This is a genomic window from Escherichia sp. HH41S, assembly GCF_009820115.1.
In the GTDB taxonomy this organism is placed as follows: Bacteria; Pseudomonadota; Gammaproteobacteria; order Enterobacterales; family Enterobacteriaceae; genus Escherichia; species Escherichia coli_F.
In genome coordinates this window covers 133,228-159,415 of sequence record NZ_VNXE01000064.1, presented here as the reverse complement: position 1 = coordinate 159,415, position 26,188 = coordinate 133,228, and the positions used below count along the sequence as shown (strand labels likewise).

The following is a 26,188-nucleotide window of genomic DNA, read 5'->3' as shown; positions in this document are numbered from 1 at the left end:
CTCATGTTTGTCAAACCTGTTAAAGGGCGGTCAGTTCCTGACCCTGCCCGCGGCGACCTTTTGCCCGCCGAAGGGCGAAATGTTGACGAGAACAACTACTGGCTGCGCCGTGAAGTAGCGGGTGATATCCGGCGCGTGAATAAAAAGGTGAACACCGATGACGATAAGCTTTAACACCATTCCGTCGAATACGCTGGTTCCGCTGTTTTATGCGGAAATGGATAATCAGGCGGCGAATACTGCACAGGACAGCGGAGCATCGCTGCTGATTGGTCATGCCAATAACGGTGCAGAGATTGTTGCCAACAGTCTGGTACTGATGCCGTCGGCAGACTATGCACGCCAGATTTGTGGTGCGGGAAGTCAGCTGGCGCGTATGGTCGAGGCTTATCGCCAGACCGACCCGTTTGGCGAGCTGTATGTGATTGCCGTTCCTGAATCCACGGGCGCGGCGGCAACGGTTACGCTGACGGTGACCGGCGCGGCAACCGAAACCGGCACGGTGAATGTTTATGTGGGACGTACCCGCGTGCAGGCACCGGTGACCAACGGCGATAACGTTGCGACGATTGCCAGCAGTATCCAGGATGCCATCAATGCCGTTCCGACCCTGCCGTTTACTGCCTCATCTTCGGCAGGCGTGGTCACACTGACCGCGCGTCATAAGGGGCTTTGCGGGAATGAAATTCCTGTCAGCCTCAATTACTACGGCTTTGGTGGGGGCGAAGTGCTGCCAGCGGGCGTACAGATTGCCGTGGCGACGGGTACCGCCGGAACGGGCGCTCCTGTTCTCACCGGCGCGGTGGCTGCAATGGCGGATGAGCCGTTTGATTATATCGGCCTGCCGTTCAACGACACAGCCTCCGTTAACACGCTGGTGACCGAGATGAACGATACCAGCGGTCGCTGGAGCTATGCGCGTCAGCTGTATGGTCATGTGTATACGGCAAAGATCGGCACGCTGTCAGAACTGGTGACCGCAGGTGACCAGTTTAACCAGCAGCACATTACCCTGGCGGGATACGAAAAAGAGACCCAGACGCCTGCCGACGAGCTGGCGGCAAGCCGTACCGCCCGCGCAGCGGTGTTTATTCGCAACGATCCGGCACGTCCCACGCAGACCGGTGAGCTGGTGGGGATGCTGCCTGCGCCGAAGGGGAAACGGTTCACGATGACCGAACAACAGACCCTGCTGTCTCATGGCGTGGCAACGGCGTATGTCGAAAGCGGGGTGCTGCGCATTCAGCGTGATGTCACCACGTACAGGAAAAACGCTTACGGTGTTGCGGATAACAGCTACCTCGACAGCGAGACGCTGCATACCAGCGCGTATGTGCTGCGCAAACTGAAATCCGTCATTACCAGTAAGTACGGGCGTCACAAGCTTGCCAGCGACGGTACCCGCTTTGGTCCCGGTCAGGCGATTGTCACACCGGCGGTGATCAAAGGGGAACTGCTGGCAACCTACCGTCAGCTTGAGCGTGCGGGGATCGTGGAAAACTACGAACTGTTTAAGCAGTACCTGGTTGTGGAGCGTGATGCCAGCGATCCGAACCGCCTGAACACGCTGTTCCCGCCTGACTATGTTAACCAGTTGCGTGTCTTTGCCGTGGTTAACCAGTTCCGTCTTCAGTATTCAGAGGAGTCTGCATAATGGCCCGTATCGGGGGAACCTGTTATTTCAAAATTGACGGTCAGCAGCTATCGCTGACCGGCGGCATTGAGGTGCCCATGAACAGGACGGTCAATGATGACATCATCGGCCTGGACGGTTCAGTGGACCGCAAGGAAACTCACCGTGCGCCTTATGTCAAAGGGACCTTCAAGGTGCCGAAGAATTTTCCGGTGAGCAAAATCACCTCGTCTGATGAGATGACCATCACTGCCGAGCTGGCGAACGGTCAGGTCTATGTATTGTCGTCCGCCTGGCTGCACGGCGAAGCGAACCATAATGCCGAAGAAGGCACGGTTGATCTTGAGTTCCACGGTGAAGAAGGGGATTACCAGTAATGAAAGAGCTTGAGTTAAAGAAACCGATTATCGCTCATGGTGAGACACTTTCCGTACTGGAGTTTGATGAACCCACCGGGAAGGATGTCCGCGAGCTGGGGTATCCCTACCAGATGAATCAGGATGAGTCCGTCAGACTTCTGGCGCATGTGGTGTCGAAATACATTGTGCGGCTGGCGAAAGTGCCGCAAAGCTCTGTCGACCAGATGTCTCCGGCAGACCTGAATGCAGCGGCGTGGCTTGTGGCCGGTTTTTTCCTCCAGGCCTGACGGCTGAATACCTCACTGATCGCTTCTTTGACTGCGCCAGTTACTGGCGCATTAATCCCTTCGAATTGCTGAATATGCCGATCAGTGAAATTCCCTTGCTGGTCAGTCAGGCAAACAGGATAGAGCAGGAGAAACGCACACATGGCTGAATTTGAGCTTAAGGCGTTGATCACCGGTGTCGACAGACTTTCTCCCGCGCTGTCGAAAATGCAAAAGAAAATCCGGGGATTTAAACGCCAGGCGGAAGAAGCATCACAGGGTGGGCTGGCGCTTGGTGGCGGACTGGCAGCGGGTCTGACGCTTTCCCTGAAATCTTATGCCGATCAGGAAAACGCCGCCACCGGGCTGAAAGTCGCCATGATGGATGCGAACGGCGAGGTCGGAAAGAGCTTTCAGGACATCAATAAACTGGCTATTGGCCTGGGTAACCAGCTACCCGGTACAACGGCTGATTTCCAGAACATGATGCAGATGCTGGTGCGTCAGGGGATCCCGGCAGAAAATATTCTTGGCGGTGTGGGTAAAGCGACAGCTTATCTTGCGGTACAACTGAAAAAAACACCGGAAGCGGCTGCTGAGTTTGCTGCAAAGATGCAGGATGCTACCGGAACGGCGTCAGAAGACATGATGGGGCTGTTCGACACTATCCAGAAGGCGTTTTATCTGGGCGTTGACGATACCAACATGTTGTCCTTCTTCACTAAAACCAGTTCTGTTCTGAAGATGGTGAACAAGGACGGTCTTCAGGCTGCACAGAGCCTTGCCCCCATCAGCGTCATGATGGATCAGATGGGGATGAACGGGGAGTCGGCAGGTAATGCCCTGCGAAAAGTTATCCAGTCCGGATTAAGCGTTAAGAAAATCAGGGACGTCAATAAAGTTATGGCCCGTCAGAAACTCGGGGTACAGCTCGATTTTACTGACGGCAAAGGAAGTTTTGGCGGTCTTGATAACATGTTTAAGCAACTGGCAAAGCTGCGAAAACTTACCGACGTTAAGCGAACAGGTGTACTTAAGGCAATATTTGGTGATGATGCCGAAACCCTTCAGGTGGTCAATGCGCTGATCGATAAAGGAAAGGATGGTTACGATCAGATCCAGCAAAAGATGAATAAACAGGCCAGCCTGAATAAACGTGTTCAGGCACAGCTTGGTACGCTGTCCAACCTGTGGGAGGCAATGACGGGGACCGCAACTAACGGCCTTGCGGCTATTGGCGGCGCATTTTCTGGTGACGCCAAAAATATCACGCAATGGCTGGGGGAGTTGGGGGAAAAATTCACGAAGTTTGCGGATGAAAATCCCCGGGTTATTCGCGGCGTCGTCGGGCTTGCTGCCGGTCTTGCGATTCTGAAACTGGGATTGATGGGCGTGGGCAGTGCCATCAGCATTGTCAGCAGGATCATGTCGATGACGCCGATTGGCATGATTGCGACGGCGATAGCCCTGGCTGCGGGATTAATTATCACTAACTGGGATGTTGTCGGACCTTATTTCAAGAAGCTCTGGGAAACCATTGGTCCTTATTTTGAGGCTGGCTGGGAACTCCTTAAGAAAGTTTTTGCCTGGTCGCCGATGGGGATGGTGATCAATAACTGGGGGCCGGTTGTTAAGTGGTTTCAGGATATGTGGGACAAGCTGAAGCCAATTATTGAGTGGTTTACCGACAGTTCCGGTGACACGGTCGATGCCATTAACTCTGCGCAGTGGGGCGCGGGTGCTTATGATGCTTATGGGACGGGAATACCGGCACGGGGATACACTCCTTATCCGGCGGTGGATCCGGCTCAGGCAAACAACGCCTCCGATGCCACAGGCTCGAATCCCTTCATGATTAATAAAGCTACCGCGCCAAAAGTTGATGGTGAGATCAAGGTATCATTTATAAATATGCCACCAGGTATGCGGGTTACGGAAACACGCTCCAGTGGCATTGATATAAATCACGATGTTGGCTATACCCGATTTTGGTAGCCAGGATTCCCCTCACATGTATTGCTGGTTGTAAGTCATAAATAGAGTGATAGAATTAATGCACATTTAGAAAAATGTTAATAGGCGAAAAATGAAAGGCTATATCACAGCAAGTGTAATTCTTGGAGCAGCGGCTATTTTTTCATCTCTCATAATCTCTGGCAACATCTCCTTTAAAGATGAACATATTATTCAGTTATCTGGAGGAGCCATAAAACTTGGTGATGTTTATAAAGAAAATAAATTGATAAGTGCAAAGATTATTTTTCCAGATAATCAGGGTGAACAGATTCTTGTTGTCGACGGCAATCCTGAAAACTTTAAGGAGGATTTTCAGGAGAAATTAAATAAAGTAATAAAAACTTTAAATGCGTCAAAGAAAAAAGATGAAGAGAAAGTTAGCCTGGATAATTTAAGTGTTATTGAAGAGTCTAAACTAGAGCTCGTTTCTGCGGTGCGTTACTCTGCTCAGTATGTTCCTATGTTTACTCTGACGCTGGACAAAAAAGAAATTACCATGCCTAAAAATACGGTAATATTTCCATTTGCCAGCGATGAAACAGCTAAGTATTTAAATGAACAACAGCAAAAGTATAAAGATTCGTTGTTTCTGACTCGCTAATTAATAAAATTCATTACAAGGCCACCTTCTAATAGGTGGCTTTTTTATTTTCGGAGTGTATATGACGTGGAAAGACAGGCTTCAGGATGCGTCATTTCGAGGTGTGCCGTTTAAGGTTGAAGAAGAAAGTGCGGGAACTGGTCGCCGTGTGGAAACACATGAATACCCGAACCGCGACAAGCCCTATACCGAAGATCTGGGAAAAGTCACTTTCCGCCCGTCCATCACAGCTTATGTGGTGGGAGATGACTGCTTTGACCAGCGCGATCGCCTGATTGAAGCGCTGAATAAACCCGGTCCCGGCACGCTTGTCCACCCGACATATGGTGAGCTGAAAGTCTGTGTTGACGGGGAAGTTCGGGTCAGCACATCGAAAAGTGAAGGGCGTATTGTCCGCTTTGACCTGAAGTTTGTCGAAGCAGGAGAACTCTCTTACCCCACATCAGGTGCGGCGACGGCGCAGACGCTGATGTCATCCTGTTCTGCACTGGATGACTGCATCAGTGACAGTTTCAGTAGTTTCAGTATCGATGGCGTGGCAGATTTTGTGCAGAACGATGTCGTCGGTAATGCCAGCACAATGCTTGGGTATGTTTCTGATGCGATGAAAGTGGTGGATTCTGCCGTATCGGATGCCGCCAGGCTGTTGCAGGGGGATATCTCGGTACTTCTGCCGCCGCCATCGTCAGGCAAAAATTTCGTTGAGCAGGTGCAGAAAATGTGGCGTACCGGGAAACGCCTTTATGGTAACGCCAGCGACCTGGTCACCATGATCAAAACGCTTTCCGGTGTCAGCCTCGGCAGCGATCTGCAACCGCGCGGCGTCTGGAAAACGGACAGTAAAACCACCGCCACGGCGACGCAGCAGCGTAACGTGGTTGCCAGCACCCTTCGTACGACCGCAATCAGCGAAGCGGCGTATGCCGTTACCCGATTGCCTGCGCCAACAACTTCTGCGGTGATGCAGAATGCCGCAGTGGGGCAGTCAACAACACCCGCGCAGAGCTCCGGCTGGCCTGCCGTCACGCATCCGGTGCTGAACAATGCACCGGCGGTGAAAAACACGGTTGACCTGCCAACGTGGGAAGAACTGACCGACATTCGCGACACACTGAATATGGCAATTGATAAGGAGTTGTCCCGTACAACCAGTGATGCGCTGTTTCTGGCGCTGCGCCGGGTGAAAGCAGATCTGAATGCGGATATCAACACGCGCCTTGAACAGTCTGCTCGGATCATTCAGCGCACGCCGGATGAGGTTTTACCCGCGCTGGTGCTGGCGGCGACCTGGTTTGATAACGCGGCGCGTGACGCGGACATTATCCGGCGTAATGCCATTACGCATCCCGGCTTTGTGCCGGTGATCCCTCTGAAGGTGCCAGTGCAATGAACGACAATGTCACGCTACGGGTAAATGGCCGGGAGTGGAATGGCTGGACATCGGTGCGCATCGGTGCCGGTATTGAACGGCTGGCGCGGGATTTCAGCGTGGAGATCACCCGCCAGTGGCCGGGAGATGAGGGTATCACCACGCTTCAGCCGCGCATTAAAAATGGTTCAAAAGTGGAAGTGCTGATTGGTGATGAGCTGGTGATCACCGGCTGGGTGGAGGCGACCCCCGTTCGTTACGATGCCCGTTCGGTCAGCACCGGTATTGCCGGACGTAGTCTGACTGCTGACCTGATTGACTGTGCAGCCGAACCGACACAGTTTAACGGACGATCGCTGGTACAGATTGCGCAGGCGCTTGCTGCGCCTTTCGGCATTGAGGTGGTGAACAACGGTGCGCCGTCGGGTGTTATTCCTGACGTCCAGCCCGATCACGGTGAAACGGTGATTGAGGTAATCAACAAAATACTCGGTCAGCAGCAGGCACTGGCTTACGACGACCCGCACGGCAGGCTGGTGATTGGTGGTATTGGCTCAACGCGGGCACATACTGCGCTGGTACTCGGGGAAAACATCCTTTCCTGCGATACGGAGAAGAGTATCCGGGAGCGGTTTTCTGTTTACCAGGTGGCGGGGCAGCGTGCCGGAAACGACGATGATTTCGGTGAGGCCACCACCACCGCGCTGCGGGCCCGCACAGAGGACGCATTTATTGCCCGTTACCGTCCGATGTATATCAGGCAGACAGGGCAGGCCACGGGGGCTGGCTGTATTGCGCGTGCTGACTTTGAAGCCCGGCAACGGGCGGCGCGAACGGATGAAACCACCTATGTGGTGCAGGGCTGGCGACAGGGTAACGGTACGCTGTGGCAGCCCAACCAGCGGGTGATTGTCTTTGATCCGGTCTGTGGTTTCGACAATACCGAACTGCTTGTTTCGGAAGTCACGTTTACTCAGGACCAGAACGGCACCCTGACGGAAATCCGTGTCGGCCCGCCTGATGCTTATCTGCCTGAACCCGAAGCCCCCGGCGCGCGGAAAAAGAAAAAAGCCAGAGTACAGGAGGACCCGTTCTGATGAGGACGATTGAAGCCATGCAGCGACAACTTCTCGGCCTGATTGGGCGGGCAGTGGTGAAAAGCATCAGTGCCGCCACGAAATGTCAGACCGTGGATGTGTCCCTGATTGCCGGTGAACCCAAAGCCGGGGTTGAACATCTTGAACCCTACGGTTTTACCGCAAGGGCAAACAGCGGTGCGGAAGCGGTGGTGTTGTTTCCGGATGGCGACCGTTCTCATGCGGTGGTTGTTACGGTGTCGGACCGGCGCTACCGCCTGAAAGGGCTGCAGACGGGTGAGGTGGCGGTCTATGACGATCAGGGGCAGTCCGTGACGCTGACCCGGGAGGGGATCGTGGTGGACGGTGCAGGTAAAACGATCACGTTTCGCAATTCACCTAAAGCACGTTTTGAAATGGACCTGGAAGTGACAGGACAGGTGAAAGACCTGTGCGACTCCAGCGGCACCACCATGTCAGCGATGCGGCTTGCCTATAACGGGCATCGTCACAGAGAGAACGGTCAGGGCAGTAACACCGACAAACCTGATAAAGCGATGGAGGCATGATGGAACTGTGGCTGACGGTGAACGGTAAACGCACCTGCGCCAGCGCACCGCTGGATCCGCTGACCCGCGCCGTGGTGATTTCCCTGTTTACCTGGCGGCGGGCGGAGCCTGATGACAACGCCGACGTCCCGATGGGATGGTGGGGGGATACCTGGCCTGCGGTACAGAATGACCGTTACGGCTCCCGACTGTGGCTGCTTCAGCGCAGCAAACTGACCAATCAGCTGGTGCAGACGGTAAGGGGGTATATCCGCGAATGCCTGCAATGGATGATTGATGACGGCGTGGTGTCCCGTATTGATCTGGATATCCGCCGCACCGGGATTAATGAACTGGGTAATAGTATCACTCTCTGGCGTCGTGACGGACCGGTAATGATTTCTTTTGATGATCTGTGGAGTGCGATAACGCATGGCGGACAGTGAATTTCAGCGCCCGACGCTGGCAGAAAATATCAGTATGCTCCGTAACGATTTATTCGCCAGGCTGGACGTCAGCGACACGCTCCGGCGCATGGATGAAGACGTGCGGGCAAAGGTGTATGCGGCGGCGCTGCATACGGTTTACGGGTACATCGATTATCTGGCAATGAACATTCTGCCTGACCAGTGCGATGAGTCCTGGCTGGCGCGACATGCTGCGATGAAACGGTGTCCGCGCAAGGGGGCCACGGCTGCCAGCGGGTATATGCGCTGGGAAGGTGTCAGCGATGGCCTGAAGGTGACCGCCGGGAGTGTTATTCAGCGCGATGACCTGGTTCAGTACACGGCAACTGCCGATGCAACCAGCTCCGGTGGTGTCCTGCGCGTGCCGATCGCCTGCTCAAGTGCAGGCGCGGTCGGTAACGCTGACGACGGTACGTCATTAATCCTGGTCACGCCGGTTAATGGTCTGCCGTCTTCCGGCGTGGCAGATACCCTGACAGGTGGATTTGATACTGAAGAGCTGGAAACGTGGCGCGCCCGCGTCATTGAGCGGTATTACTGGACGCCTCAGGGCGGGGCTGACGGGGACTATGTCGTCTGGGCTAAAGAAGTGCCCGGCATTACCCGCGCATGGACATACCGTCACTGGATGGGAACGGGAACTGTCGGTGTGATGATTGCCAGCAGTGACCTGATTAATCCCATTCCGGAAGAATCAACGGAAACGGCAGCAAGACAACATATCTGGCCACTGGCCCCGGTGGCAGGCTCTGATTTGTATGTATTCAGGCCGGTGGCACATACGGTGGATTTTCATATCCGCGTGACGCCGGACACACCAGAAATACGGGCTGCCATTACCGCGGAGTTGCGTTCGTTCCTGCTGCGTGATGGTTATCCGCAGGGAGAACTCAAGGTATCGCGTATCAGTGAGGCGATTTCCGGTGCGAACGGGGAATACAGCCATCAGTTGCTTGCACCGGTGGACAATATCTCCATTGCGAAAAACGAACTGGCGGTACTGGGGACGATTTCATGGACGTGACAAACGATGATTACATCCGCCTGTTATCGGCACTGTTGCCGCCCGGTCCGGCGTGGTCAGCCAGCGATCCGGCGATTGCCGGTGCGGCACCGTCATTAACCCGTGTTCATCAGCGTGCGGATGCCCTGATGCGGGAGCTGGATCCTCGCACCACCACTGAACTGATAAACCGCTGGGAGCGTCTGTGCGGTCTGCCGGATGAATGTATTCCGGCGGGAACGCAGACCCTTCGCCAGCGTCAGCAACGGCTGGATGCGAAGGTTAACCTGGCGGGCGGCATCAACGAGGATTTTTATCTTGCACAGCTTGCTGCCCTGGGCAGACCAGATGCCACCATCACGCGATACGACAAAAGCACTTTCACCTGCTCATCGGCCTGTACTGACGCGGTGAATGCGCCGGAATGGCGGTATTACTGGCAGGTCAACATGCCAGCCACCACCAACTCCACCTGGATGACATGTGGCGATCCCTGTGATTCCGCACTGCGTATCTGGGGTGACACCGTTGTCGAGTGTGTGCTTAACAAACTCTGCCCGTCGCAAACCTACGTAATTTTTAAATATCCGGAGTAATCCATGCATCGTATAGACACGAAAACCGCGCAGAAGGATAAGTTCGGCGCGGGTAAAAACGGTTTTACCCGTGGTAACCCCCAGACCGGCACGCCTGCCACCGATCTGGATGATGACTACTTTGACATGTTGCAGGAGGAACTTTGCAGCGTGGTGGAGGCATCCGGTGCCAGCCTGGAGAAGGGGCGGCACGACCAGTTACTTACCGCACTTCGCGCGCTGCTGTTAAGCCGCAAGAATCCGTTTGGCGATATCAAATCGGATGGCACTGTGCAAACGGCTCTCGAAAACCTTGGTTTGGGAGAAGGCTCTGCATTACCTGTTGGTGTGCCTGTTCCATGGCCTTCAGCCACACCGCCAACAGGCTGGCTGAAATGCAACGGTGCGGCTTTTTCTGCTGAAGAATACCCGGAACTGGCAAAGGCTTATCCGACAAATAAATTGCCTGATTTACGTGGTGAGTTTATTCGTGGCTGGGATGACGGGCGCGGTATTGATGCAGGACGTGTTTTATTGAGCATTCAGACAGGGATGCTGGAAAAACACCGCCATATTGTTGTTGCCAATGATGGTTACGACACAAAAGATGAATGGGAACTGGCTACGATTTTCAAAAAGACATACACACAAGGACGGGGACTTGATGCCACAAATACAGGAGGGAGTCTGATCCCATCACCGACACTTCATTCACGAGGGAGTATCGGTAATACTGGCGGGAGTGAAACCCGTCCACGAAATATTGCATTTAACTATATCGTGAGGGCTGCATAATGGATAACGCCGTATTAAATAGCGAGCTTATTGCCACGAAGGCGGGGAATATTACCGTCTATAACTATGATGGTAAAACTCGGGAATATATTTCTACTTCAAATGAATATCTTGCCATTGGTGTCGGTATCCCTGCATATTCCTGTCTGGATGAACCTGGTATACATAAGGCGGGTTATGCTATCTGCCGTTCGATGGATTTAAACTCATGGGAATATGTGCCAGACCATCGCGGTGAAATCGTCTATAACACCGAAACGGGAGACGCCAAAGAAATCACAGCTCCGGGTGATTATCCTGAAAATACAACCACTATCGCCCCGTTAACGCCATTCGATAAATGGGATGGTAAGAAATGGGTGACCGATACTGAGGCACAGCATAGCGCCGCAGTAGACGCGGCAGAAGTACAGCGTCAGTCACTGATTAATACTGCAATGGCTTCCATTAGTCTGATTCAACTTAAATTGCAGGCCGGGCGGAAGCTGATGCAGGCAGAGACCACCCGACTTAACACTGTGCTGGATTACATTGACGCGGTGACGGCAACAGATACCAGCACAGCGCCGGATGTCATCTGGCCTGAACTGCCGGAGGCGTAGGCCATTCAATATCTGGCACACTGGAGGTATCAACCAGCTCCAGTGCGTCCAGGTAATCCAGCCACAAATTATATTGCGCCAGTTCCTCGTCTTTCAGACGACCAATAGCGGCTTTACCGGGCCATTGTTTACTGTTCATGTATTCGTTGGCCTGATTAAGCAATAATTGCCTTTCTGATTCTGCCTGTTGAATAAGTTCTTCATGTGATGGTGGAGGTATCAGTGCCCATGTGGGTAATCCATTCTCTCCTGCAACACGAATTTTGCCATCTGGGGGCGTATTTATTGCAAATTCATTATAAACATCATCACTGACAGCCAGAGCATCATCTGGCCATGAATTTGCATTAATGTAATCATCCTTAAGTGCAGGATTCACAAAAATGTTTAAAGATGGACTATAAAACATATTACACCCCTATAGCGATATAACGACCTAATACAGCGTTTGCAGCAGTCGCTATGCTTGAAAAACCGCGGAACTGATTTGATGTAATTGCAGAAGCCGACAGGATTCCTGCGCCTGAAGGTGTATGCCCCACATGACTAACTATCATTCCATAACATGCTGACGGAAAGGCAAAAGGAAAATCATTAAGATATCCGGCATCTTCACCACCAGACCCACCAAATCTCGCCTGCCCCCACTGAATAATCAGTGTTCTCCGGGAACCTGAAATAATTAACGGAATCGTTACATACCCATTCAGACCAATGACACCCGATGCAGTGCCAGCCAGAGATAATTCTCCCAAACCAACGTTTATGAAAATGAAGAAATAACAAGCAAATGGCATCATTCCTGCTTTTACCAGGGGGATTTAACATGCTTATTGGCTATGTCCGCGTATCAACAAATAACCAGAATACGGAATTACAGCGTAATGCGCTGGAGTGTGCAGGATGTGAGCTGATTTTTGAAGACAAGATAAGCGGTACAAAGTCCGACAGACCAGGACTGAAAAAGCTGCTCAGGACATTATCGGCAGGTGACACGCTGGTGGTCTGGAAACTGGACCGACTGGGGCGCAGTATGCGGCATCTTGTCGTGCTGGTGGAGGAGTTGCGCGAACGAGGCATCAACTTTCGTAGTCTGACGGATTCAATTGATACCAGTACCCCAATGGGGCGCTTTTTCTTTCATGTGATGGGTGCCCTGGCTGAAATGGAGCGTGAACTGATTGTTGAACGAACAAAAGCTGGACTGGAAGCAGCTCGCGCACAGGGACGAATTGGTGGACGTCGTCCCAAACTTACACCAGAACAATGGGCGCAGGCCGGGCGATTAATTGCATCAGGCGTTCCTCGCCAAAAGGTGGCGATCATCTATGATGTTGGTATATCGACACTGTATAAGAAGTTTCCGGTCGGAGATAAATGAAACCGTAGCACGTCGTATGCAAGAAGATCGTGCTGCGGTTTATGCTTATCACTTAAAGACTCAAAAATTAGGTGAGTAACGGACCGGGGACATAGCTCCTTTTTTTCTTAATTCATCTGGTATTTTTTTTCCAAGATAAAGATTTGCTATTTCAGGTGGGGCTTCTCGACCTTCAAAACCATAGCGAGAACTTTGTGTTGCCTCAAAGTCCGGATCCTCGTCCCAGTATTTCATCGTAGGGAAATTTTCACGTGTTGATTTGAGCCATTTATCAGCAATGAAAACCCCTCGAACGATCCCCCTTACAGTAGCAAGAATGACTTCTGCTTGGCTGGCGCGAGAGACATTAATGCGCCAGCTAAATCGAACCGCATCATAAAGCTCTGAATCCTTTGCACTTCTGTTAACGGAAATCATTAATGCTTTATGATGAAATGTTATGGTTTCGGGTTGATATGTTGCTATCAACTCTTTGACATGCGCGGCGCCGAATTCATTGCTGCCAGCACCATTCATGATATTCGTTAACCCAGGGTAGGCATCAATAAGTGCTGCTTCGACTTCGTACGCCGTCTTTTCATCAGTCATTCCGTGTCGATGGATGACATGGATAACCTCAAGTCCTGCTAACCTTATTTCTCTAATTTGCTTTAGCTTGTTGCTCAGTAACTCGTCATCATCAGTCGCTGCCACTTCACCGCGCATATGGGCAAATACGCGGTTACCTTTGCCTTTCCCTACATAGAAGGTGCTTCCGTCCCTCGGATCAATCAATCGGTATACATACCAGCCAAGGTGTTCAATTACTCCAGAAGGAAACTCAGTAATATCCATTTTGCAATATCTATGAATTATTTGTGAGACGTATATTAATGAACATTGCAAGGGCTCACAACCAGTAGTGTTGAGAAAACTATCGGGTAAATGAGGCTAATCCTTTGAATTTACATAGTAAAAAAAGATACTTTTCCTCATAGTGTGAGCTAATTTTATGTTTCGTTTGATGATCGGACCGGTCTCAAAAACCGCAGGCACGTTGTATGCAAGAACGTGCTGTGGCTGGCTGGTGAACTTCCAATAGTGCGAATATTGAATGATGTCCAGCCGTTACCGTTTTTACGTGTTTATTAGTGAACAAACCACTCGTCAGCAGACTCCTAGGTATGAACAAAAGTTTTAGCTGAAACTCTATCTGTGGTGCGCGTAACAGAAGTGTAATAAAAGGCCCTAGAAAAGGGCCTAAGATTAGCAAAGATTATCCTCGATACTTAGAGGCAGGAATTTTGATAGGAAAGGCTGCCAAGCCTTTTTGACGAGCAAAGATCCGTTTACCTTTGACCGTAATAAAAGGACGGTAAATTGTGATGTATTCCTCAGATACAGCTTTTTCAATGGTCATATCGTGTTACCTGTAAAGTTTCGCTGTTGACAAAACCTAAGGTAAGCGTATACTCACAACCGCCAAGTTTTTCGTATTTGCTTACGATAGGAGAAGCCAGCGACAGCGGTTCGCTGGCTTTTTCGTTATCTTTTTGCATTTTTTCTCATCCAAGTTTCAGCCGCTTGTTGACTGACACCAAATGTTTTGCTTATATCTTCAACAGTCATTGTGGGCAAAACTAGTCTTGAGTCAATTAAGAAGTGGCTTGCAAAAACATCTGCTTGCCATTCGCTGTCTTCATAGATTTTATGCCCTCCACTAGTCTTATTACGTGCATAGATACTTTGATTGCGATGCATGACTAAATGACCAAGTTCATGCGCAACAGTGAATCTCGCATGGTTCTCACCATTGCACACTGCATCGTAAACAGATCGCTGTAAAACAATTTTGTTCTTATCTGGATAAGTCACTGCATAGCGTTTGGGCAGTTCATGATCTTCAACAATTTCTAGCTCAATGCTTTCTGAGGCCATAAGACCTTCTAGTAATACATCCAGTCTCAGATATGTGTGATTTGATATCTGAAGAACGTCTCTCAGACGATGAGCGTATGATTTAATCATGCTGGTGCTGAGAGGTGAAACGCGATGGCCAAGTTCTCGTTTCGCAATCATTATTCAGTCCTTTAACATTTTATTAAGCTTATCGAGTTGCTCTGGACTCAGGTCCTTAAATTTACGAGCAAAAACAAGCATTAGTTCTTTGTTCTGCTCATTTGCATCCGACATATCAACCTTAATGGACGGTTGAGAAATCTCTGCCTGTTTCTTGAGATTGATGATGTCTTGTCCGCTAAGCTCAAAAGTTGTTGCAATCGTATTTACTAATGAGTCCGGTATAGCTCTTTTGCCTAATTCAATGGCGGATAAGTAAGCCGAACTAACGCCTAACAGATCAGCCATATTTTTGAGCACCATACCCCGGTCTATTCTCATTTTTCTGAGAGTCTTACCAAAGCTAGTTACCATGTTGCGCCTCCTACAATCCATGCTCACTTATACTAAAAACCAAACTCAAGATCAACAAAAATTGTAGAATTTTTTAATCTCAGCGTGTGATGACAATCTACATAAAATCATGAAATGGTGCAAGGCGTAACTTAAAAAATACCATATGTAGTGTCAATTTTATGTGCCGTATGGATATATGGGGTTGGTAAACTTTTGCTCTTTTGTGCTCCTCAGCTATATGGTTGTTTGATTTTTGAACATCTTGTGGAACATAAATTGGGTTTATGCTTTTCCCTTTCGGTGACAACATGTTTATAGGATGTATAATCCATAAAAAAAGGAGGGGATGGCGTGCAAAAGAATTTGTTACAATTATGCTACGAAGGAGAGTGTGGAGAAAATTATATCCGTAGCATGAATGAAAAAGGGCAGATTTTTGTTTCACTTTCAGATGTGCTAAGAACGCTTTCTGCTGAGAACAGAAAACTGGATGGAAAGACTTCTCAAAGCTTGCTCACTGTAATAAGAGCGGTAATAAAAACTTTAGATCCAGATGAGTTTAGGAATGTTTCTCTTGTCGTGGATGGTGAAACTATCTCTGAGGTATTTCTTACTGAACCAGGTCTATATAGAGTACTTGCTCAGGATACTACTGCTGCGGGGAAAAAATTCCAACGCTGGCTTTTTCATCAGGTCCTTCCGTCTATTCGTGAATTTGGTGTATATCCTCCGCCACCTAAGCAAGAACGTTCAGAACTGAGTGCTTTTGCTAACAGTCTGCAGCAGACGGTTCAAGCATTGGTAATGGAAATAGAAAAACGTGAAGAGTTAGAAAGTAGAGTAAACCAAGTTGAACTAAAAGTTAACTCGTTAGAAAGTTTAAGAGATTTGTCTCAGTTCAGAAGTGTTCCTCAACGATTGATGGAGTTAGGTTTGGATACCTATTCGGTTGAGGAGCTTTGGCAATGGTGTGAAAAATTGCGTAGTGAACGTGGAGCAGAAAGAATTAAGTGCCCCTCCGGATTGAATATAAATTCTTGCTATCCATTAGCTTTGGTTGATGAAGCTATCGCTATATACCAGAAAGTAGTTGAGGCAAGAACACGTCAGTGAGCTTGAGGGAAAAAAAAGCCCGCATAAGCGGGCTTTTTTATCACTCGGGAGCTGCGGCTCCTTTGCGTATCCTTTTTTGTCTCCTCACCGTCTGGTCGGTGTCCTGCTGAGACTGCTAACATCCTGTTTTTGTTGGTGTTGTCCTTACACCGTCCAATCATGATTGGTGGAGCTGGCGGGAGTTGAACCCGCTGACACGTCGTATGCAAGAACTTGCTGCGGCTGGATGGTGGACTTTCGATAGTGCGAGTATTGAATGATTTCCATCTATTATAGATTTTACCGTATTTCGGCATGAATGAAACTGAATATCCTCCCACCGACCCTCCATGACTTTACACCACTGTCTCTGGGGCTGCTATGTGCCAAAAGCGGACATAACGACACGTTAGTTAGAAATCTCAAGACCAATTAGGTTGGATACTTACATGTATACTATTGCCTAACGATACTACCCTATCAACCTCATGGTTTATAGGCGGGGGTGAGAGCCAATCGAACGCTATCGTACGTTTTTATGCTGTCTACCCTAGACCCCAAGTAGACATGAATCTTACCTGATTTCCATACGAGGGCGACGTTGATCATCCAGCTTTAGTGCGAGCACTGAACTTAACATTTACCAGCAATAGTGATATTTTCTACAAAGAAAAATATATGGAATAACGTCATCGCGGGTACAAAAATGACTATAAAAAAAACATATGTAACACCAACAGAAATAGTGAAATATTTTTATGACAAACCGGAAAACGATAACGTAAAAGAGAGAAAAACAATTGAGAGCCTGACCCGTCTCAAACCTGAGTGGGAAAATACTCTCGATATGATGAAGTTAATACGCAATTGTGAAAAGCTAGCAACTGAAGGTATTTTAATGGAATTGTCTTCAGGACATACTCTTTTTGACCGTTGCTATTTCGCACCGAATTTCAATGAATCAGATGCGAAATATGGAAAGTATGATTTTATAGCTGATGGATTTGAGTCAATCATAGACCGCCTTAGTCCTTCCGTTTTACCTGTTGTTGTTGAAAAAAGTGATGGTTCACATGATCTTGGTACTAGTTTTATTGTTGGGAATAACCACACGATATTTACAGCCAGACATGTTATTGAAGACATGAAGAGTATCAGGATACTTAGAGCTGGTGGTGAGGCTTTACCAATACATAAAATCTTTGTATCTAACGATGAACGTATTGATATCGCTTTAGTTTTCACAACCATTCCGAATGAAGATAATATTCAACCACTTAAGGTCTCAACCAAAGCCTCGGTACTGGATGAAATTTTATCAATAGGATTTCCACCCATTCCAGGATTTGATGCATTAAAGTTATATGACGTTTCGCATATAAATTCGTTTGTCCGACTGTCAAAGGGGCGAATTGTTGGTTCTGGTCACTCTTACTTAGATTCACAAGACTTTTTATTATTCAATGCTAGGGTTAAGGGGGGGAATAGCGGTGGCCCTATAATTAACAAATACGGCCTTGTTGTTGGTATGCTTGTACAAATACCAATATCATCTGAGGACAGTTCAAAGATTGATAACCTTGGATATGGTATAGCTGTAACAGGAAAAAGCCTGCTGGATGCCATTACATTTACAGAAAATGGCCGCGAATTAACACTCACCGACCGAGGAAATGGAGAATATTCAACTCTAGCATAAATGATATTATTAATTAAGTTGTACTAACTCAGTTTAAATGAATCAAGCATCCCCGTAACTTTGCCTGAAAAGGCTCATCGAGGGATGCACATTGTACGGATGTGTGAAAACTAAATCGGCTTTGTCACTTGGATTCGAGGGGAAAACTGAACTGAAAGCGATAAAAACGTCTAAAAAATCGTTTCGCAGACAGATGCACCCGATTCAAGCCATTTTGAGGAAGACTTTCTGCCTTTTATATTTATATTAATCATAAGGTTATTCCATTGGTGTACGATATCGTGCTTTGCCCCTCATCTCCCAGATAACTAATTAGCCTTAAAATTACTCATGTGTTTCTGCCGGTTAAAATTATATGGTTTTCATTTACAATAGTCTCAAGTCCGCTCTTCGCTCATAACAGACATTCACTACAGTTATGGTAGAAGATATGCATGCTGGGTGGGGAAAGTATGAAGGAAAAGAAGGCTGCTGTGTCGTTTGACATCACTGCAATCTTCTTATTGGTTATGCGGGTCGTAGTGGGACAAAACTGAGACACATAAGGCCTAGCAATGGCTTGCAAGGCTTTACATGTTTTGATGTGGTGGGACTTGTGAGCGCAGTGTTGATAGGGTAATGCTTTGAATTAGAAGCGGATTCTTATAATTCGTAATGCGAAGGTCGTAGGTTCGACTCCTATTATCGCACCATTAAAATCAATAAGTTACCTCACATTCAATTACACCACGCCTTTCTCCTGTGCCATATTTCTGCCATTGTAACCCTGGCAATTTCTCAAAATACTGTTCTGACATCAGGCAGTGCAGGTGCAGACATTTAAGCCAATTGCTGCCGCCATTCCTTGACGTGGTCAATCAGGGCGCGGAGCTTTGGTGCAATATTGCGACGCTGTGGGAAATACAGATAGAAGCCCGGAAATTGTGGAAGAAAGTCATCAAGCAGCGATACAAGCTTACCGCTTTCAATATATGGCCTGAACGTTTCCTGAGTGGCAATTGTTATTCCTCCGCCGGCAAGAGCCAGCCTCAACATCAGACGCAGATCATTCGTCGTAATCTGCGGTTCAATCGCAAGGTCGAAAGCTCTACCGTTTTCTTCAAATGGCCAGCGATAAGGCGCAACCTCCGGGGACTGACGCCAGCCGATACACTTATGATTCACAAGTTCGCGCGGATGAACAGGTGTGCTGTTGGCTGCGAGATAGGAGGGGGAGGCAACGACCATTTCACGCTGCTTACCGGTAAGGGGAACAGCAATCATGTCTTTTTCAATGACCTCTCCGAGCCTTACGCCAGCATCGTAACCTGCGGCAACGATATCGAATTCCTCATCCGTGACAACAATATCAAGCGTAACGGCTGGATTGGCAGCTGCAAACGAAGCGATTAGCGGACCTGAAAGAAATTCTTCTGCTATCGACGTCACCGCGATTCTGAGATGTCCACGTGGTACATGGTCAGAGACTATCTCTTCGAACGCTGCCTCAATACCGGATAAAGGTAATGACAACGATTTATGCAGCCGTTCTCCCGCTTCCGTCAAATTAACTGAGCGCGTGGTCCGCATTACAAGCATTGTCCCGAATGCATCTTCAAGACGTCTTATTCCCTGACTGACCGCTGAACGGGTAACGCCCAGTCGTGCGGCGGCTTTACTGAAATTACTCTCTTCTGCTACCGCGATAAAAATGGGTAAAAGATTAAGATCGATTTTCATTGTTTAATGCCGCTAACCATTGAGTACATTGAAAGCAGGATACTGGAACCAATCATAAAGTTCTATTCTCTCTCCGAACACATTTGAAGGAGAACGTAATGGATAAGGTCATATTAATCACCGGCGCATCAAGTGGTATTGGGGAAGGTATTGCCAGAGAGCTGGGAACGGCAGGTGCAAAGGTTTTACTGGGAGCACGCAGACTTGAGCGTATCGAAGCCATTGCAAAAGAAATCTGCCGCGCAGGAGGAATTGCTAAAGCGCGGGAGTTGGATGTCACAGACCGAAAGTCCATGGCAGATTTCGTGCAAGCAGCGCTGGATAGCTGGGGGCGAGTTGATGTTCTTATCAATAATGCGGGCGTTATGCCGCTTTCACCGCTTGCAGCAGGAAAACAAAATGAATGGGAGCTCACTATTGACGTGAATATCAAAGGCGTACTTTGGGGAATTGGCGCTGTACTTCCGGTGATGGAAGCACAGGGTTCCGGTCAGATAATCAATCTTGGTTCTATTGGTGCCCTTTCTGTTGTGCCCACAGGCGCAGTCTATTGCGCATCAAAATTTGCAGTACGGGCTATTTCTGATGGCTTACGGCAGGAAAGCTCGAAAATCCGTGTGACCTGCGTAAATCCTGGGGTTGTAGAAAGTGAACTGGCTTCAACCATTACCCATGTGGAAACCATGAAGTCAATGAACGCCTACCGTTCTGTTGCACTTCAACCCGCGGATATTGCCCGTGCTGTAAGGCATATTATTGAATCTCCCGAAAGCGTTGATACAACCGAAATTACCATCAGACCTACTGCATCTGCAAACTGAAGAATAACTTTTATATTCACGTTTTATTAAATAGGTCAGGAGGAAAATTTATATCCACCTGTTTTGCATAGCAAGATGCATTATGTATTGCTCACCCCGAAGGAGATGATGGTTTAATTACAGAAGGAGTGTTTTCTCTTGGGGTAAATATGACTCATGTTTAATACCTATGTATATAAAACTCACCCTCTCAATTGTCAGTAGAATTAACGTGAATACTATCTGTTCTTTAATTGTTGTGGTTACACTGTCTTTATTATCATTCAGTAGCGTCGCCAAAACGATTACTGCCGTCGGTTCAACCATTAACAGCACTGAAAAAGAAATTTCTTTACAGGCAGAAAAACAAGGGAAATCATATAAAATTCTGGGCGCGTTTTTTAAGAACAGAGTTTATATGATAGCAAAGTTAACACCAGTCAGTAAAAATGATGCTTCATAAGGCTCATGGTATAATTTTTAAGACATGATCAAGAAGCACGTCTATTGACTCAAAATTGTCATTTGTCAGGCAATGGAATACCTGACAAATGACGCTATCCCAATCTATTGTACCAGTCGTTCTGCTAATTCTACCGATGCTTCGGTCTGGAGTGGTAGAGTAATATTGGACACAGTTTTATTTTCTCTCTTTTTCGAGGGCTGTATATGATCAGGAAGAATACATCCCTAAGCGGTTAATGCTGGCGTAATCAATAGACCAGCATTAATCACAGATGATTACCAATCAGACAGAAATGGTTAAATCGTCGAATTCATATTTAATACGTTTTCTTACGCCGCTGAACAACTTGAAAAACAGGAAAAGGATGCATATTTTAAATATCAGTGAAGTGAACGGTTTATTGCCGTTATTAATAGAGATGGAGGAATAAATAGGCGTATTCTACTATTGCAACAAAAACAACGATATTGATCGGTTTTCATAATGAAGTAACCTGACAGATATAAAAATGTTGATTGAGGCTAAATTCCCGGATGAAGGTTGTCGAGGGAGCCAGGTACTTTTTTCTTATGGGTGATCTCCATTACTGGATAGTCCCCTTGTACAGATAAGACCGCTCTTTCTCGCTCAAAGCGGCCCCTGGAATTGAACGCAGAATGACTACCTGACACAATATTGCACAGTGAAGAGTCGGTCGTTGTTAACGTTCAGATTTTCAATGTATCAATGACCATCCGCAGAGCGGGGGAGACGTTGCGATGAGGGTAATAGAGAAACAATCCCTCCATTCGCAGGCTGTAACGCTGCAACACTCTGATAAGTTTACCGTGTTCTAAATCATCCGCAACCAGTTCAACAGGAACATAGGCCAATCCGAGGCCCAGCCGTGCGGCTTCTGCTTCCATATAGCTGTCGGATAGGGCCCATTGCCCTTCAGGGCGATGAGTGATTTTTTTATCATCCTGATTGAGTTCCCACTGGTATACGCTGCCGTCGGCAAACTGATAGGCGATACAGGGATGCGCCTTTAAATCCGCCGGGGTTTGCGGAAAACCATAGCGACGAAAATGTTCCGGAGTCCCCACAATTGCCATCTCCATATCGGGCGTGATGCGTACCGCGACCATACCCTGGCCGACTTCAGGCCCCAGGCGGACACCAGCATCGAATCTTTCCTCGATGATATCGACGAACCGGCTCTCATTTATCAGTTCAAGCCGGATATCAGGATATCGCTGTTTAAATACCGCCAGCTTTGGCAGCAGGCATTTATCAATCGCGTGCTGGCTGGCATTGATACGCACCGTGCCGGAGGGCGTCTCTCGATAGTGCGCCAGTGTGGCAAGCCCAAGATCTAACATTTCAAATCCAGATGCCGTCTTCTGGTAGAGCTGCTCGCCTGCTTGCGTCAGCGACAGTTTACGCGTGGTGCGCACCAGCAGCTGGACGCCGAGCCTTTCTTCAAGCTCGCGAACAGAACGGCTGACTCCTGACTGAGCAAGACCCAGCCGCTGAGCCGCTGCGGTAAAGCTGCCTTCCCGCACCACCTGCATAAACAGGTACAGCTCGTTGTAGTTCTCCCTTTTCGCCATTGAAACATCCCCCCTTCATGCCGGCAATCTCCGCATTAATTTATAACAATATGGTATTAATCTTAGCATTAATCGCCCCCTAATCAGCACTAATTCTGCTCACTATAATGACCCCATCAAAGTAAAGCACCGCAGCGTTGTCCGTCGGAAACCTGTATCTCTCTGTTGTTTTTTATGGGGATTTTTATGAAAGCCTTCACCCGAACGCTAAAAATCGCGATGCCGACCATGCTGCTTTTCGCATCATTAAGTGGAGTCACGACAATGAGTTATGCTGATTCAACCAATCCTAATGCCCCTGTGTCCATGACAGATAAATGGGATAAAACGTTCGCCGAGAGCCAGAAAGTCGATCACCGTAAAGTCTCGTTCCCGAACCGATATGGCATCACCTTAGTGGGCGATCTTTACCTGCCTAAAGACCGTGGCGATCGCAAGCTGGCGGCGATTGCGGTCAGTGGGCCATTTGGCGCGGTGAAAGAGCAATCCAGCGGCCTGTATGCGCAGACGCTGGCGGAACGAGGGTTTGTTACCCTGGCGTTCGATCCTTCTTACACCGGGGAAAGCGGCGGCTATCCGCGAAACGTCGCCTCACCGGATATCAACACTGAAGATTTCAGCGCGGCGGTGGATTTCTTAGGGCTGCAAAAAGAGGTAGATCGCAACCGTATCGGGCTGCTCGGTATTTGTGGCTGGGGCGGCATGGCGCTGAACGACGCGGCGATGGATACCCGCGTTAAAGCGGTAGCTACCAGCGTGATGTATGACATGAGCCGGGCGATGGGCCATGGTGTGGGGGATGGCAAAGACCGTTATTCTACCGCCGACCGTCGTGCTGTTCTGCAATATCTGAATGAACAGCGCTGGAAGGATGCGCAGAGCGGAACGTTCGCTCACGGTGGTCATGATATTAATGTCGACAGCAACGGCAAGGTCAGTGCGGGCGAGCGTATTCTGCCAGAAACGCTGCCGGCAAATCCTCATCCGGTACTGAAAGAGTTCTTTGACTACTATCGCATGCCGCGCGGCTTCCACGAACGTTCCGTTAACTCTACCGGGGCGTGGACGGCAACGATGCCGCTGTCATTTATGAATATGCCGCTGTTGAGCTACGCCAGTGAAATCACCATTCCGACGCTGATTGTGACCGGTGAGAAAGCGCATTCACGCTATTTTGCTGAAGATGCTTACAAGGCGGTTGGCAGTAAAGACAAAGAGCTGGTGGTGGTACCAGGGGCAAATCACGTGGACCTGTACGATAACGTGGCCGGAAAAATACCTTTCGCGAAGTTCGAACAATTTTTCCAGACCAAACTGAAATAAAACCTCTCCTGAATTGATGCAAAGCCACCGGTCTATGGCCGGTGGCTTTTATCCTGATCTTTGTGAAATTTCACTATGTCGACACTAAGCCAAACACCATCACCTCATCATCAGCACGCATACTGGGGCGGTATTTTTGCCATGACCCTGTGCGTGTTTGTGCTGATTGCTTCTGAATTTATGCCCGTCAGCCTGCTCACGCCGATTACCCGCGATTTAGGCGTGACGGAGGGGCTTGCAGGGCAGGGGATTGCTATCTCCGGCGCGCTGGCGGTTCTGACCAGCCTGACGCTTTCAACGCTAGCAGGAAAGATGAATCGTAAATTCCTGCTGCTGGGGATGACGGTTCTGATGGCCGTATCGGGGCTTATTATTGCGCTGGCTTCCAGTTATCTGATGTATATGATCGGTCGCGCGATGATTGGTGTGGCGATTGGCGGATTCTGGTCGATGTCTGCGGCAACGGCGATTCGTCTGGTGCCGCAGCAACAGGTCACGCGTGCGCTGGCGATTTTCAATGCCGGTAATGCGCTGGCGACGGTCGTGGCCGCGCCGCTGGGAAGCTATCTGGGTGCCACGGTCGGATGGCGAGGCGCTTTCTTGTGCCTGGTGCCCATCGCGGTGGTCGCCTTTATCTGGCAGTGCATCAGCCTGCCCAGTATGGATGCGAATAAAAGCCACACGTCATTTGGCACGGTATTCCGCTTATTTAGCCGCCGCATGGTTGTGGTCGGCATGATAGCTTGTGGCCTGTTTTTCATGGGGCAGTTTGCGCTATTCACCTATGTGCGCCCGTTTCTGGAGTCGGTGACACGGGTTAATTCCTCAGGCTTGTCGTTGATTTTGCTGATTATCGGCGTGGCCGGTTTTATTGGCACGCTGGTTGTTTCGGCATTTCTCAACAGAAAATTCTACCCCACGCTGATGGTCATACCCGGACTTATGGCCGTCATTGCCATCGGCCTGATGCTGACCGGGCATCTGGTCTGGACGGTTTCGTTGCTGTTAGGACTCTGGGGCATGCTGGCCACCGCCGCGCCAACCGGATGGTGGACATGGATTGCGCGTACGTTGCCTGACAACGCCGAAGCCGGAGGCGGGCTCATGGTCGCGGTGATTCAGCTCGCCATCGCCCTTGGATCAACGGCAGGAGGCATTGTGTTTGACCGCCTTGGCTGGCAGAGCACGTTTGCTATGAGTAGCGTGCTGCTCCTTTGCGCTGGCGTACTGACCTTTGTTACCGCACGCCAGAAGGCCGGTGCGCTTTAGTCCGGCGAGGGCGCGCGTTGCTGAATAAGTTACACAAGGCGATGAGCGCCCACTATGGGTTGGGCGCTCTTTTAAACGATTTAGGTGATTTTCTAAAACGGCTACTGCAGATTTTTCTCTTAATTTATGGTATTTCCCCCGGAGGCGAGAAAGCGCTCTCCACGCCCGGCCGCAAGGATCACGACGACGGGGGCAGGCATGAATCCTCCTCCTGATGGAGACGTACAGAAGCGACTTCTGCCAGCACGGAGAGTGCCAGAGTATGCGCATCCCGGGCTTTGGGGAATATCCCGATGGGTGCCCGGATTTGCGCTGTCTCCTCCCTGGACCATCCTAGCTCGTGGAGCTTTTGCAGACGTAACGTGTGGGTTCGATAGCTGCCCAATGCGCCGAGATAAAAGGGTTTTGCCTCTCGCGCGGCCTGCAACACTGGCAGCTCCCGGTTGAGATCATGGCACAGCAAAATGACCGCCGTATCGGTATCGATCTGAGCGCTGGCTGAGGCCGGAAAAAGATCGAAGATATGGCTGTCATAGCCTGTGGCTGCTGCAAGACTCGCGGTTGCCTGCGCCTCAAGAGAACGTCCGTAAATCATCAGCCTGACGCATGGCCTGAACCCCACCTCAAAGTCATTGAGATTCCAGCCCGTTCGGGTTTGCGTGGGCAGGCACACCAGCGATTGAGCTTGCGGATCGTAGTGCAGACCCGCCGGTTTTCTCTGTTCCAGGCGGTTCAGCACGGCGAGCAGAGGCTGTGCCGAGCGTAGTTTATGGAGCGTCAGCGTGATCCCACCGCCGCAGGGCAGAACGATGTCAAACCACGGCGAACCTTCGCCATAGCGAATTTCGCGATCGCAGCCTGAGCCCATCACCTCCAGCGCTTCAAAAGCGGCAGCGGCCTCCACGCAGCCGCCAGAGACAAAACCGCAGTAACGACCATCTTCGCGCACCACCATCTGTGCTCCGAGCGGGCGCGCCGCGCCGCCGCGTATCTCCACCAGCGTCACCAGCACCGCTCCTTTACCGGACATTAGCGCCTCTACGGCGAAGCGCAGAATGGTCCGGTGGTCATCGGTGAGAAACGCCTGCTCTGGCTTATGCCAGTGCTCGTCTTTGTCAAAAAGCGAGTATGACATAGTTCCTC

At 49.5% G+C, this 26,188-nt stretch carries 31 protein-coding genes and 1 pseudogene; 21 read left to right on the top strand and 11 right to left on the bottom strand.

Translation table 11 applies throughout. The features are described 5' to 3' along the window. Positions 1 to 3: 3 nt before the first annotated feature. The 14 genes from FQZ95_RS12815 (at position 4) to FQZ95_RS12750 (ending at position 11,310) form a co-directional block, all read left to right on the top strand. Complete coding sequence (locus tag FQZ95_RS12815; protein ID WP_000497753.1) at positions 4 to 174, top strand: DUF2635 domain-containing protein; 171 nt, start codon at positions 4 to 6, stop codon at positions 172 to 174. After that, positions 158 to 1,654: a phage tail sheath subtilisin-like domain-containing protein gene (locus tag FQZ95_RS12810; protein WP_001764254.1), complete on the top strand. Its 1,497-nt coding sequence runs from the start codon at positions 158 to 160 to the stop codon at positions 1,652 to 1,654. Before FQZ95_RS12815 ends, FQZ95_RS12810 begins: the two co-directional genes overlap by 17 nt. Then, entirely contained in the window at positions 1,654 to 2,010 is a 357-nt protein-coding gene (locus FQZ95_RS12805) for a phage tail tube protein (protein WP_000090998.1), read from the top strand. The genes FQZ95_RS12810 and FQZ95_RS12805 overlap by 1 nt, the downstream gene beginning before the upstream one ends. Continuing rightward, positions 2,010 to 2,279: a phage tail assembly protein gene (locus FQZ95_RS12800; RefSeq protein ID WP_000661047.1), complete on the top strand. Its 270-nt coding sequence runs from the start codon at positions 2,010 to 2,012 to the stop codon at positions 2,277 to 2,279. Before FQZ95_RS12805 ends, FQZ95_RS12800 begins: the two co-directional genes overlap by 1 nt. Before the next feature lie 141 nt (positions 2,280 to 2,420). Next, positions 2,421 to 4,253 (top strand): phage tail tape measure protein, encoded by a 1,833-nt coding sequence (locus FQZ95_RS12795; RefSeq protein WP_001557407.1) that lies wholly within the window; start codon positions 2,421 to 2,423, stop codon positions 4,251 to 4,253. A gap of 91 nt (positions 4,254 to 4,344) precedes the next feature. Then, complete coding sequence (locus FQZ95_RS12790) at positions 4,345 to 4,875, top strand: hypothetical protein (RefSeq protein ID WP_000679479.1); 531 nt, start codon at positions 4,345 to 4,347, stop codon at positions 4,873 to 4,875. A 61-nt stretch (positions 4,876 to 4,936) separates the two neighbouring features. After that, positions 4,937 to 6,265, top strand: coding sequence for a DNA circularization protein (locus FQZ95_RS12785; RefSeq protein WP_053901023.1), 1,329 nt, complete (start codon positions 4,937 to 4,939; stop codon positions 6,263 to 6,265). Then, complete coding sequence (locus FQZ95_RS12780; protein ID WP_000999499.1) at positions 6,262 to 7,341, top strand: phage baseplate assembly protein; 1,080 nt, start codon at positions 6,262 to 6,264, stop codon at positions 7,339 to 7,341. Before FQZ95_RS12785 ends, FQZ95_RS12780 begins: the two co-directional genes overlap by 4 nt. After that, positions 7,341 to 7,889: a phage baseplate assembly protein V gene (locus tag FQZ95_RS12775; RefSeq protein WP_001259088.1), complete on the top strand. Its 549-nt coding sequence runs from the start codon at positions 7,341 to 7,343 to the stop codon at positions 7,887 to 7,889. The genes FQZ95_RS12780 and FQZ95_RS12775 overlap by 1 nt, the downstream gene beginning before the upstream one ends. Continuing rightward, positions 7,889 to 8,314, top strand: a complete 426-nt coding sequence (locus FQZ95_RS12770) for a phage GP46 family protein (RefSeq protein ID WP_000424732.1) — start codon at positions 7,889 to 7,891, stop codon at positions 8,312 to 8,314. The genes FQZ95_RS12775 and FQZ95_RS12770 overlap by 1 nt, the downstream gene beginning before the upstream one ends. After that, the gene (locus FQZ95_RS12765) at positions 8,301 to 9,359 is read left to right on the top strand and encodes a baseplate J/gp47 family protein (protein WP_096934567.1); all 1,059 of its coding nucleotides are present in this window, start codon (positions 8,301 to 8,303) and stop codon (positions 9,357 to 9,359) included. Before FQZ95_RS12770 ends, FQZ95_RS12765 begins: the two co-directional genes overlap by 14 nt. After that, positions 9,350 to 9,934 (top strand): YmfQ family protein, encoded by a 585-nt coding sequence (locus FQZ95_RS12760; RefSeq protein ID WP_000383550.1) that lies wholly within the window; start codon positions 9,350 to 9,352, stop codon positions 9,932 to 9,934. The genes FQZ95_RS12765 and FQZ95_RS12760 overlap by 10 nt, the downstream gene beginning before the upstream one ends. Before the next feature lie 3 nt (positions 9,935 to 9,937). Beyond that, positions 9,938 to 10,708 (top strand): tail fiber protein, encoded by a 771-nt coding sequence (locus FQZ95_RS12755; RefSeq protein ID WP_000554706.1) that lies wholly within the window; start codon positions 9,938 to 9,940, stop codon positions 10,706 to 10,708. Then, positions 10,708 to 11,310 carry a tail fiber assembly protein gene (locus tag FQZ95_RS12750; protein WP_001676479.1) on the top strand — a complete coding sequence of 201 codons (603 nt, stop codon included), beginning with the start codon at positions 10,708 to 10,710 and terminating at the stop codon, positions 11,308 to 11,310. Before FQZ95_RS12755 ends, FQZ95_RS12750 begins: the two co-directional genes overlap by 1 nt. Here FQZ95_RS12750 and FQZ95_RS12745 read toward each other — a convergent pair. Together FQZ95_RS12745 and FQZ95_RS12740 are read right to left on the bottom strand one after the other, a co-directional pair. After that, complete coding sequence (locus FQZ95_RS12745; protein WP_021576032.1) at positions 11,282 to 11,719, bottom strand: tail fiber assembly protein; 438 nt, start codon at positions 11,717 to 11,719, stop codon at positions 11,282 to 11,284. The two genes, FQZ95_RS12750 and FQZ95_RS12745, sit on opposite strands and share 29 nt — an antisense overlap. Before the next feature lies 1 nt (position 11,720). Next, a complete protein-coding gene (locus FQZ95_RS12740) occupies positions 11,721 to 12,107 on the bottom strand; it encodes a gp53-like domain-containing protein (protein ID WP_001537786.1) in 387 nt (128 codons plus the stop codon). Positions 12,108 to 12,136: 29 nt separating this feature from the next. Here FQZ95_RS12740 and pinE point away from each other — a divergent pair, with 29 nt between their 5' ends. Then, entirely contained in the window at positions 12,137 to 12,691 is a 555-nt protein-coding gene (pinE, locus tag FQZ95_RS12735) for a site-specific DNA recombinase (RefSeq protein WP_000905124.1), read from the top strand. Positions 12,692 to 12,751: 60 nt separating this feature from the next. Here pinE and FQZ95_RS12730 read toward each other — a convergent pair whose 3' ends face one another. From FQZ95_RS12730 to FQZ95_RS12720, 5 genes are all read right to left on the bottom strand, one after another. Beyond that, positions 12,752 to 13,525, bottom strand: a complete 774-nt coding sequence (locus FQZ95_RS12730) for an LEM-3-like GIY-YIG domain-containing protein (RefSeq protein ID WP_000355484.1) — start codon at positions 13,523 to 13,525, stop codon at positions 12,752 to 12,754. Between the two features lie 421 nt (positions 13,526 to 13,946). Beyond that, positions 13,947 to 14,090 carry a hypothetical protein gene (locus FQZ95_RS26155; protein ID WP_001519525.1) on the bottom strand — a complete coding sequence of 48 codons (144 nt, stop codon included), beginning with the start codon at positions 14,088 to 14,090 and terminating at the stop codon, positions 13,947 to 13,949. Continuing rightward, the gene (locus FQZ95_RS26150; protein ID WP_001519526.1) at positions 14,080 to 14,229 is read right to left on the bottom strand and encodes a hypothetical protein; all 150 of its coding nucleotides are present in this window, start codon (positions 14,227 to 14,229) and stop codon (positions 14,080 to 14,082) included. Before FQZ95_RS26150 ends, FQZ95_RS26155 begins: the two co-directional genes overlap by 11 nt. Then, positions 14,216 to 14,749, bottom strand: a complete 534-nt coding sequence (locus FQZ95_RS12725; protein WP_000560788.1) for an ImmA/IrrE family metallo-endopeptidase — start codon at positions 14,747 to 14,749, stop codon at positions 14,216 to 14,218. Before FQZ95_RS12725 ends, FQZ95_RS26150 begins: the two co-directional genes overlap by 14 nt. Before the next feature lie 3 nt (positions 14,750 to 14,752). Continuing rightward, positions 14,753 to 15,103 (bottom strand): helix-turn-helix domain-containing protein, encoded by a 351-nt coding sequence (locus FQZ95_RS12720; RefSeq protein ID WP_000258782.1) that lies wholly within the window; start codon positions 15,101 to 15,103, stop codon positions 14,753 to 14,755. 333 nt (positions 15,104 to 15,436) lie between these two features. Between FQZ95_RS12720 and FQZ95_RS12715 the strand changes: the two genes are divergently transcribed. Both FQZ95_RS12715 and FQZ95_RS12710 read left to right on the top strand, forming a co-directional pair. Continuing rightward, on the top strand, positions 15,437 to 16,198 hold the full coding sequence (locus FQZ95_RS12715; RefSeq protein WP_001519527.1) for a BRO-N domain-containing protein: 762 nt from the start codon (positions 15,437 to 15,439) through the stop codon (positions 16,196 to 16,198). Positions 16,199 to 16,883: 685 nt separating this feature from the next. Further along, the gene (locus FQZ95_RS12710; RefSeq protein ID WP_000152898.1) at positions 16,884 to 17,876 is read left to right on the top strand and encodes a S1 family peptidase; all 993 of its coding nucleotides are present in this window, start codon (positions 16,884 to 16,886) and stop codon (positions 17,874 to 17,876) included. A gap of 819 nt (positions 17,877 to 18,695) precedes the next feature. Here FQZ95_RS12710 and FQZ95_RS12705 read toward each other — a convergent pair. Next, positions 18,696 to 19,595 carry a LysR family transcriptional regulator gene (locus tag FQZ95_RS12705; protein WP_105277137.1) on the bottom strand — a complete coding sequence of 300 codons (900 nt, stop codon included), beginning with the start codon at positions 19,593 to 19,595 and terminating at the stop codon, positions 18,696 to 18,698. A gap of 98 nt (positions 19,596 to 19,693) precedes the next feature. Here FQZ95_RS12705 and FQZ95_RS12700 point away from each other — a divergent pair, with 98 nt between their 5' ends. Continuing rightward, positions 19,694 to 20,416, top strand: a complete 723-nt coding sequence (locus tag FQZ95_RS12700; RefSeq protein ID WP_160530266.1) for an SDR family oxidoreductase — start codon at positions 19,694 to 19,696, stop codon at positions 20,414 to 20,416. 163 nt (positions 20,417 to 20,579) lie between these two features. Further along, positions 20,580 to 20,858: a hypothetical protein gene (locus FQZ95_RS12695; RefSeq protein ID WP_160530286.1), complete on the top strand. Its 279-nt coding sequence runs from the start codon at positions 20,580 to 20,582 to the stop codon at positions 20,856 to 20,858. Positions 20,859 to 21,270: 412 nt separating this feature from the next. On the opposite strand, the pseudogene ykgR reads toward FQZ95_RS12695, so the two are convergent. Next, positions 21,271 to 21,339, bottom strand: a pseudogene (gene ykgR / locus FQZ95_RS26830) (small membrane protein YkgR); the annotation flags it as partial. Between the two features lie 229 nt (positions 21,340 to 21,568). Then, the gene (locus tag FQZ95_RS12690) at positions 21,569 to 22,453 is read right to left on the bottom strand and encodes a LysR family transcriptional regulator (protein ID WP_001119037.1); all 885 of its coding nucleotides are present in this window, start codon (positions 22,451 to 22,453) and stop codon (positions 21,569 to 21,571) included. Positions 22,454 to 22,717: 264 nt separating this feature from the next. On the opposite strand from FQZ95_RS12690, the gene FQZ95_RS12685 reads away from it, so the two are divergent. Together FQZ95_RS12685 and FQZ95_RS12680 are read left to right on the top strand one after the other, a co-directional pair. Beyond that, positions 22,718 to 23,776: an alpha/beta hydrolase gene (locus FQZ95_RS12685; RefSeq protein WP_122987197.1), complete on the top strand. Its 1,059-nt coding sequence runs from the start codon at positions 22,718 to 22,720 to the stop codon at positions 23,774 to 23,776. Positions 23,777 to 23,917: 141 nt separating this feature from the next. Beyond that, positions 23,918 to 25,045, top strand: a complete 1,128-nt coding sequence (locus FQZ95_RS12680) for an MFS transporter (RefSeq protein ID WP_160530285.1) — start codon at positions 23,918 to 23,920, stop codon at positions 25,043 to 25,045. 178 nt (positions 25,046 to 25,223) lie between these two features. On the opposite strand, the gene paoD is transcribed toward FQZ95_RS12680, so the two are convergent. Then, complete coding sequence (gene paoD, locus FQZ95_RS12675) at positions 25,224 to 26,180, bottom strand: molybdenum cofactor insertion chaperone PaoD (RefSeq protein WP_032183324.1); 957 nt, start codon at positions 26,178 to 26,180, stop codon at positions 25,224 to 25,226. Positions 26,181 to 26,188: the final 8 nt, after the last annotated feature.

Coding starts and splice junctions, on each gene's coding strand:
- FQZ95_RS12815 (WP_000497753.1), top strand. CDS start 4: ATGTTTGTCAAACCTGTTAAAGGGCGGTCAGTTCCTGACCCTGCCCGC.
- FQZ95_RS12810 (WP_001764254.1), top strand. CDS start 158: ATGACGATAAGCTTTAACACCATTCCGTCGAATACGCTGGTTCCGCTG.
- FQZ95_RS12805 (WP_000090998.1), top strand. CDS start 1,654: ATGGCCCGTATCGGGGGAACCTGTTATTTCAAAATTGACGGTCAGCAG.
- FQZ95_RS12800 (WP_000661047.1), top strand. CDS start 2,010: ATGAAAGAGCTTGAGTTAAAGAAACCGATTATCGCTCATGGTGAGACA.
- FQZ95_RS12795 (WP_001557407.1), top strand. CDS start 2,421: ATGGCTGAATTTGAGCTTAAGGCGTTGATCACCGGTGTCGACAGACTT.
- FQZ95_RS12790 (WP_000679479.1), top strand. CDS start 4,345: ATGAAAGGCTATATCACAGCAAGTGTAATTCTTGGAGCAGCGGCTATT.
- FQZ95_RS12785 (WP_053901023.1), top strand. CDS start 4,937: ATGACGTGGAAAGACAGGCTTCAGGATGCGTCATTTCGAGGTGTGCCG.
- FQZ95_RS12780 (WP_000999499.1), top strand. CDS start 6,262: ATGAACGACAATGTCACGCTACGGGTAAATGGCCGGGAGTGGAATGGC.
- FQZ95_RS12775 (WP_001259088.1), top strand. CDS start 7,341: ATGAGGACGATTGAAGCCATGCAGCGACAACTTCTCGGCCTGATTGGG.
- FQZ95_RS12770 (WP_000424732.1), top strand. CDS start 7,889: ATGGAACTGTGGCTGACGGTGAACGGTAAACGCACCTGCGCCAGCGCA.
- FQZ95_RS12765 (WP_096934567.1), top strand. CDS start 8,301: ATGGCGGACAGTGAATTTCAGCGCCCGACGCTGGCAGAAAATATCAGT.
- FQZ95_RS12760 (WP_000383550.1), top strand. CDS start 9,350: ATGGACGTGACAAACGATGATTACATCCGCCTGTTATCGGCACTGTTG.
- FQZ95_RS12755 (WP_000554706.1), top strand. CDS start 9,938: ATGCATCGTATAGACACGAAAACCGCGCAGAAGGATAAGTTCGGCGCG.
- FQZ95_RS12750 (WP_001676479.1), top strand. CDS start 10,708: ATGGATAACGCCGTATTAAATAGCGAGCTTATTGCCACGAAGGCGGGG.
- FQZ95_RS12745 (WP_021576032.1), bottom strand. CDS start 11,719: ATGTTTTATAGTCCATCTTTAAACATTTTTGTGAATCCTGCACTTAAG.
- FQZ95_RS12740 (WP_001537786.1), bottom strand. CDS start 12,107: ATGCCATTTGCTTGTTATTTCTTCATTTTCATAAACGTTGGTTTGGGA.
- pinE (WP_000905124.1), top strand. CDS start 12,137: ATGCTTATTGGCTATGTCCGCGTATCAACAAATAACCAGAATACGGAA.
- FQZ95_RS12730 (WP_000355484.1), bottom strand. CDS start 13,525: ATGGATATTACTGAGTTTCCTTCTGGAGTAATTGAACACCTTGGCTGG.
- FQZ95_RS26155 (WP_001519525.1), bottom strand. CDS start 14,090: ATGACCATTGAAAAAGCTGTATCTGAGGAATACATCACAATTTACCGT.
- FQZ95_RS26150 (WP_001519526.1), bottom strand. CDS start 14,229: ATGCAAAAAGATAACGAAAAAGCCAGCGAACCGCTGTCGCTGGCTTCT.
- FQZ95_RS12725 (WP_000560788.1), bottom strand. CDS start 14,749: ATGATTGCGAAACGAGAACTTGGCCATCGCGTTTCACCTCTCAGCACC.
- FQZ95_RS12720 (WP_000258782.1), bottom strand. CDS start 15,103: ATGGTAACTAGCTTTGGTAAGACTCTCAGAAAAATGAGAATAGACCGG.
- FQZ95_RS12710 (WP_000152898.1), top strand. CDS start 16,884: ATGACTATAAAAAAAACATATGTAACACCAACAGAAATAGTGAAATAT.
- FQZ95_RS12705 (WP_105277137.1), bottom strand. CDS start 19,595: ATGAAAATCGATCTTAATCTTTTACCCATTTTTATCGCGGTAGCAGAA.
- FQZ95_RS12700 (WP_160530266.1), top strand. CDS start 19,694: ATGGATAAGGTCATATTAATCACCGGCGCATCAAGTGGTATTGGGGAA.
- FQZ95_RS12690 (WP_001119037.1), bottom strand. CDS start 22,453: ATGGCGAAAAGGGAGAACTACAACGAGCTGTACCTGTTTATGCAGGTG.
- FQZ95_RS12685 (WP_122987197.1), top strand. CDS start 22,718: ATGAGTTATGCTGATTCAACCAATCCTAATGCCCCTGTGTCCATGACA.
- FQZ95_RS12680 (WP_160530285.1), top strand. CDS start 23,918: ATGACCCTGTGCGTGTTTGTGCTGATTGCTTCTGAATTTATGCCCGTC.
- paoD (WP_032183324.1), bottom strand. CDS start 26,180: ATGTCATACTCGCTTTTTGACAAAGACGAGCACTGGCATAAGCCAGAG.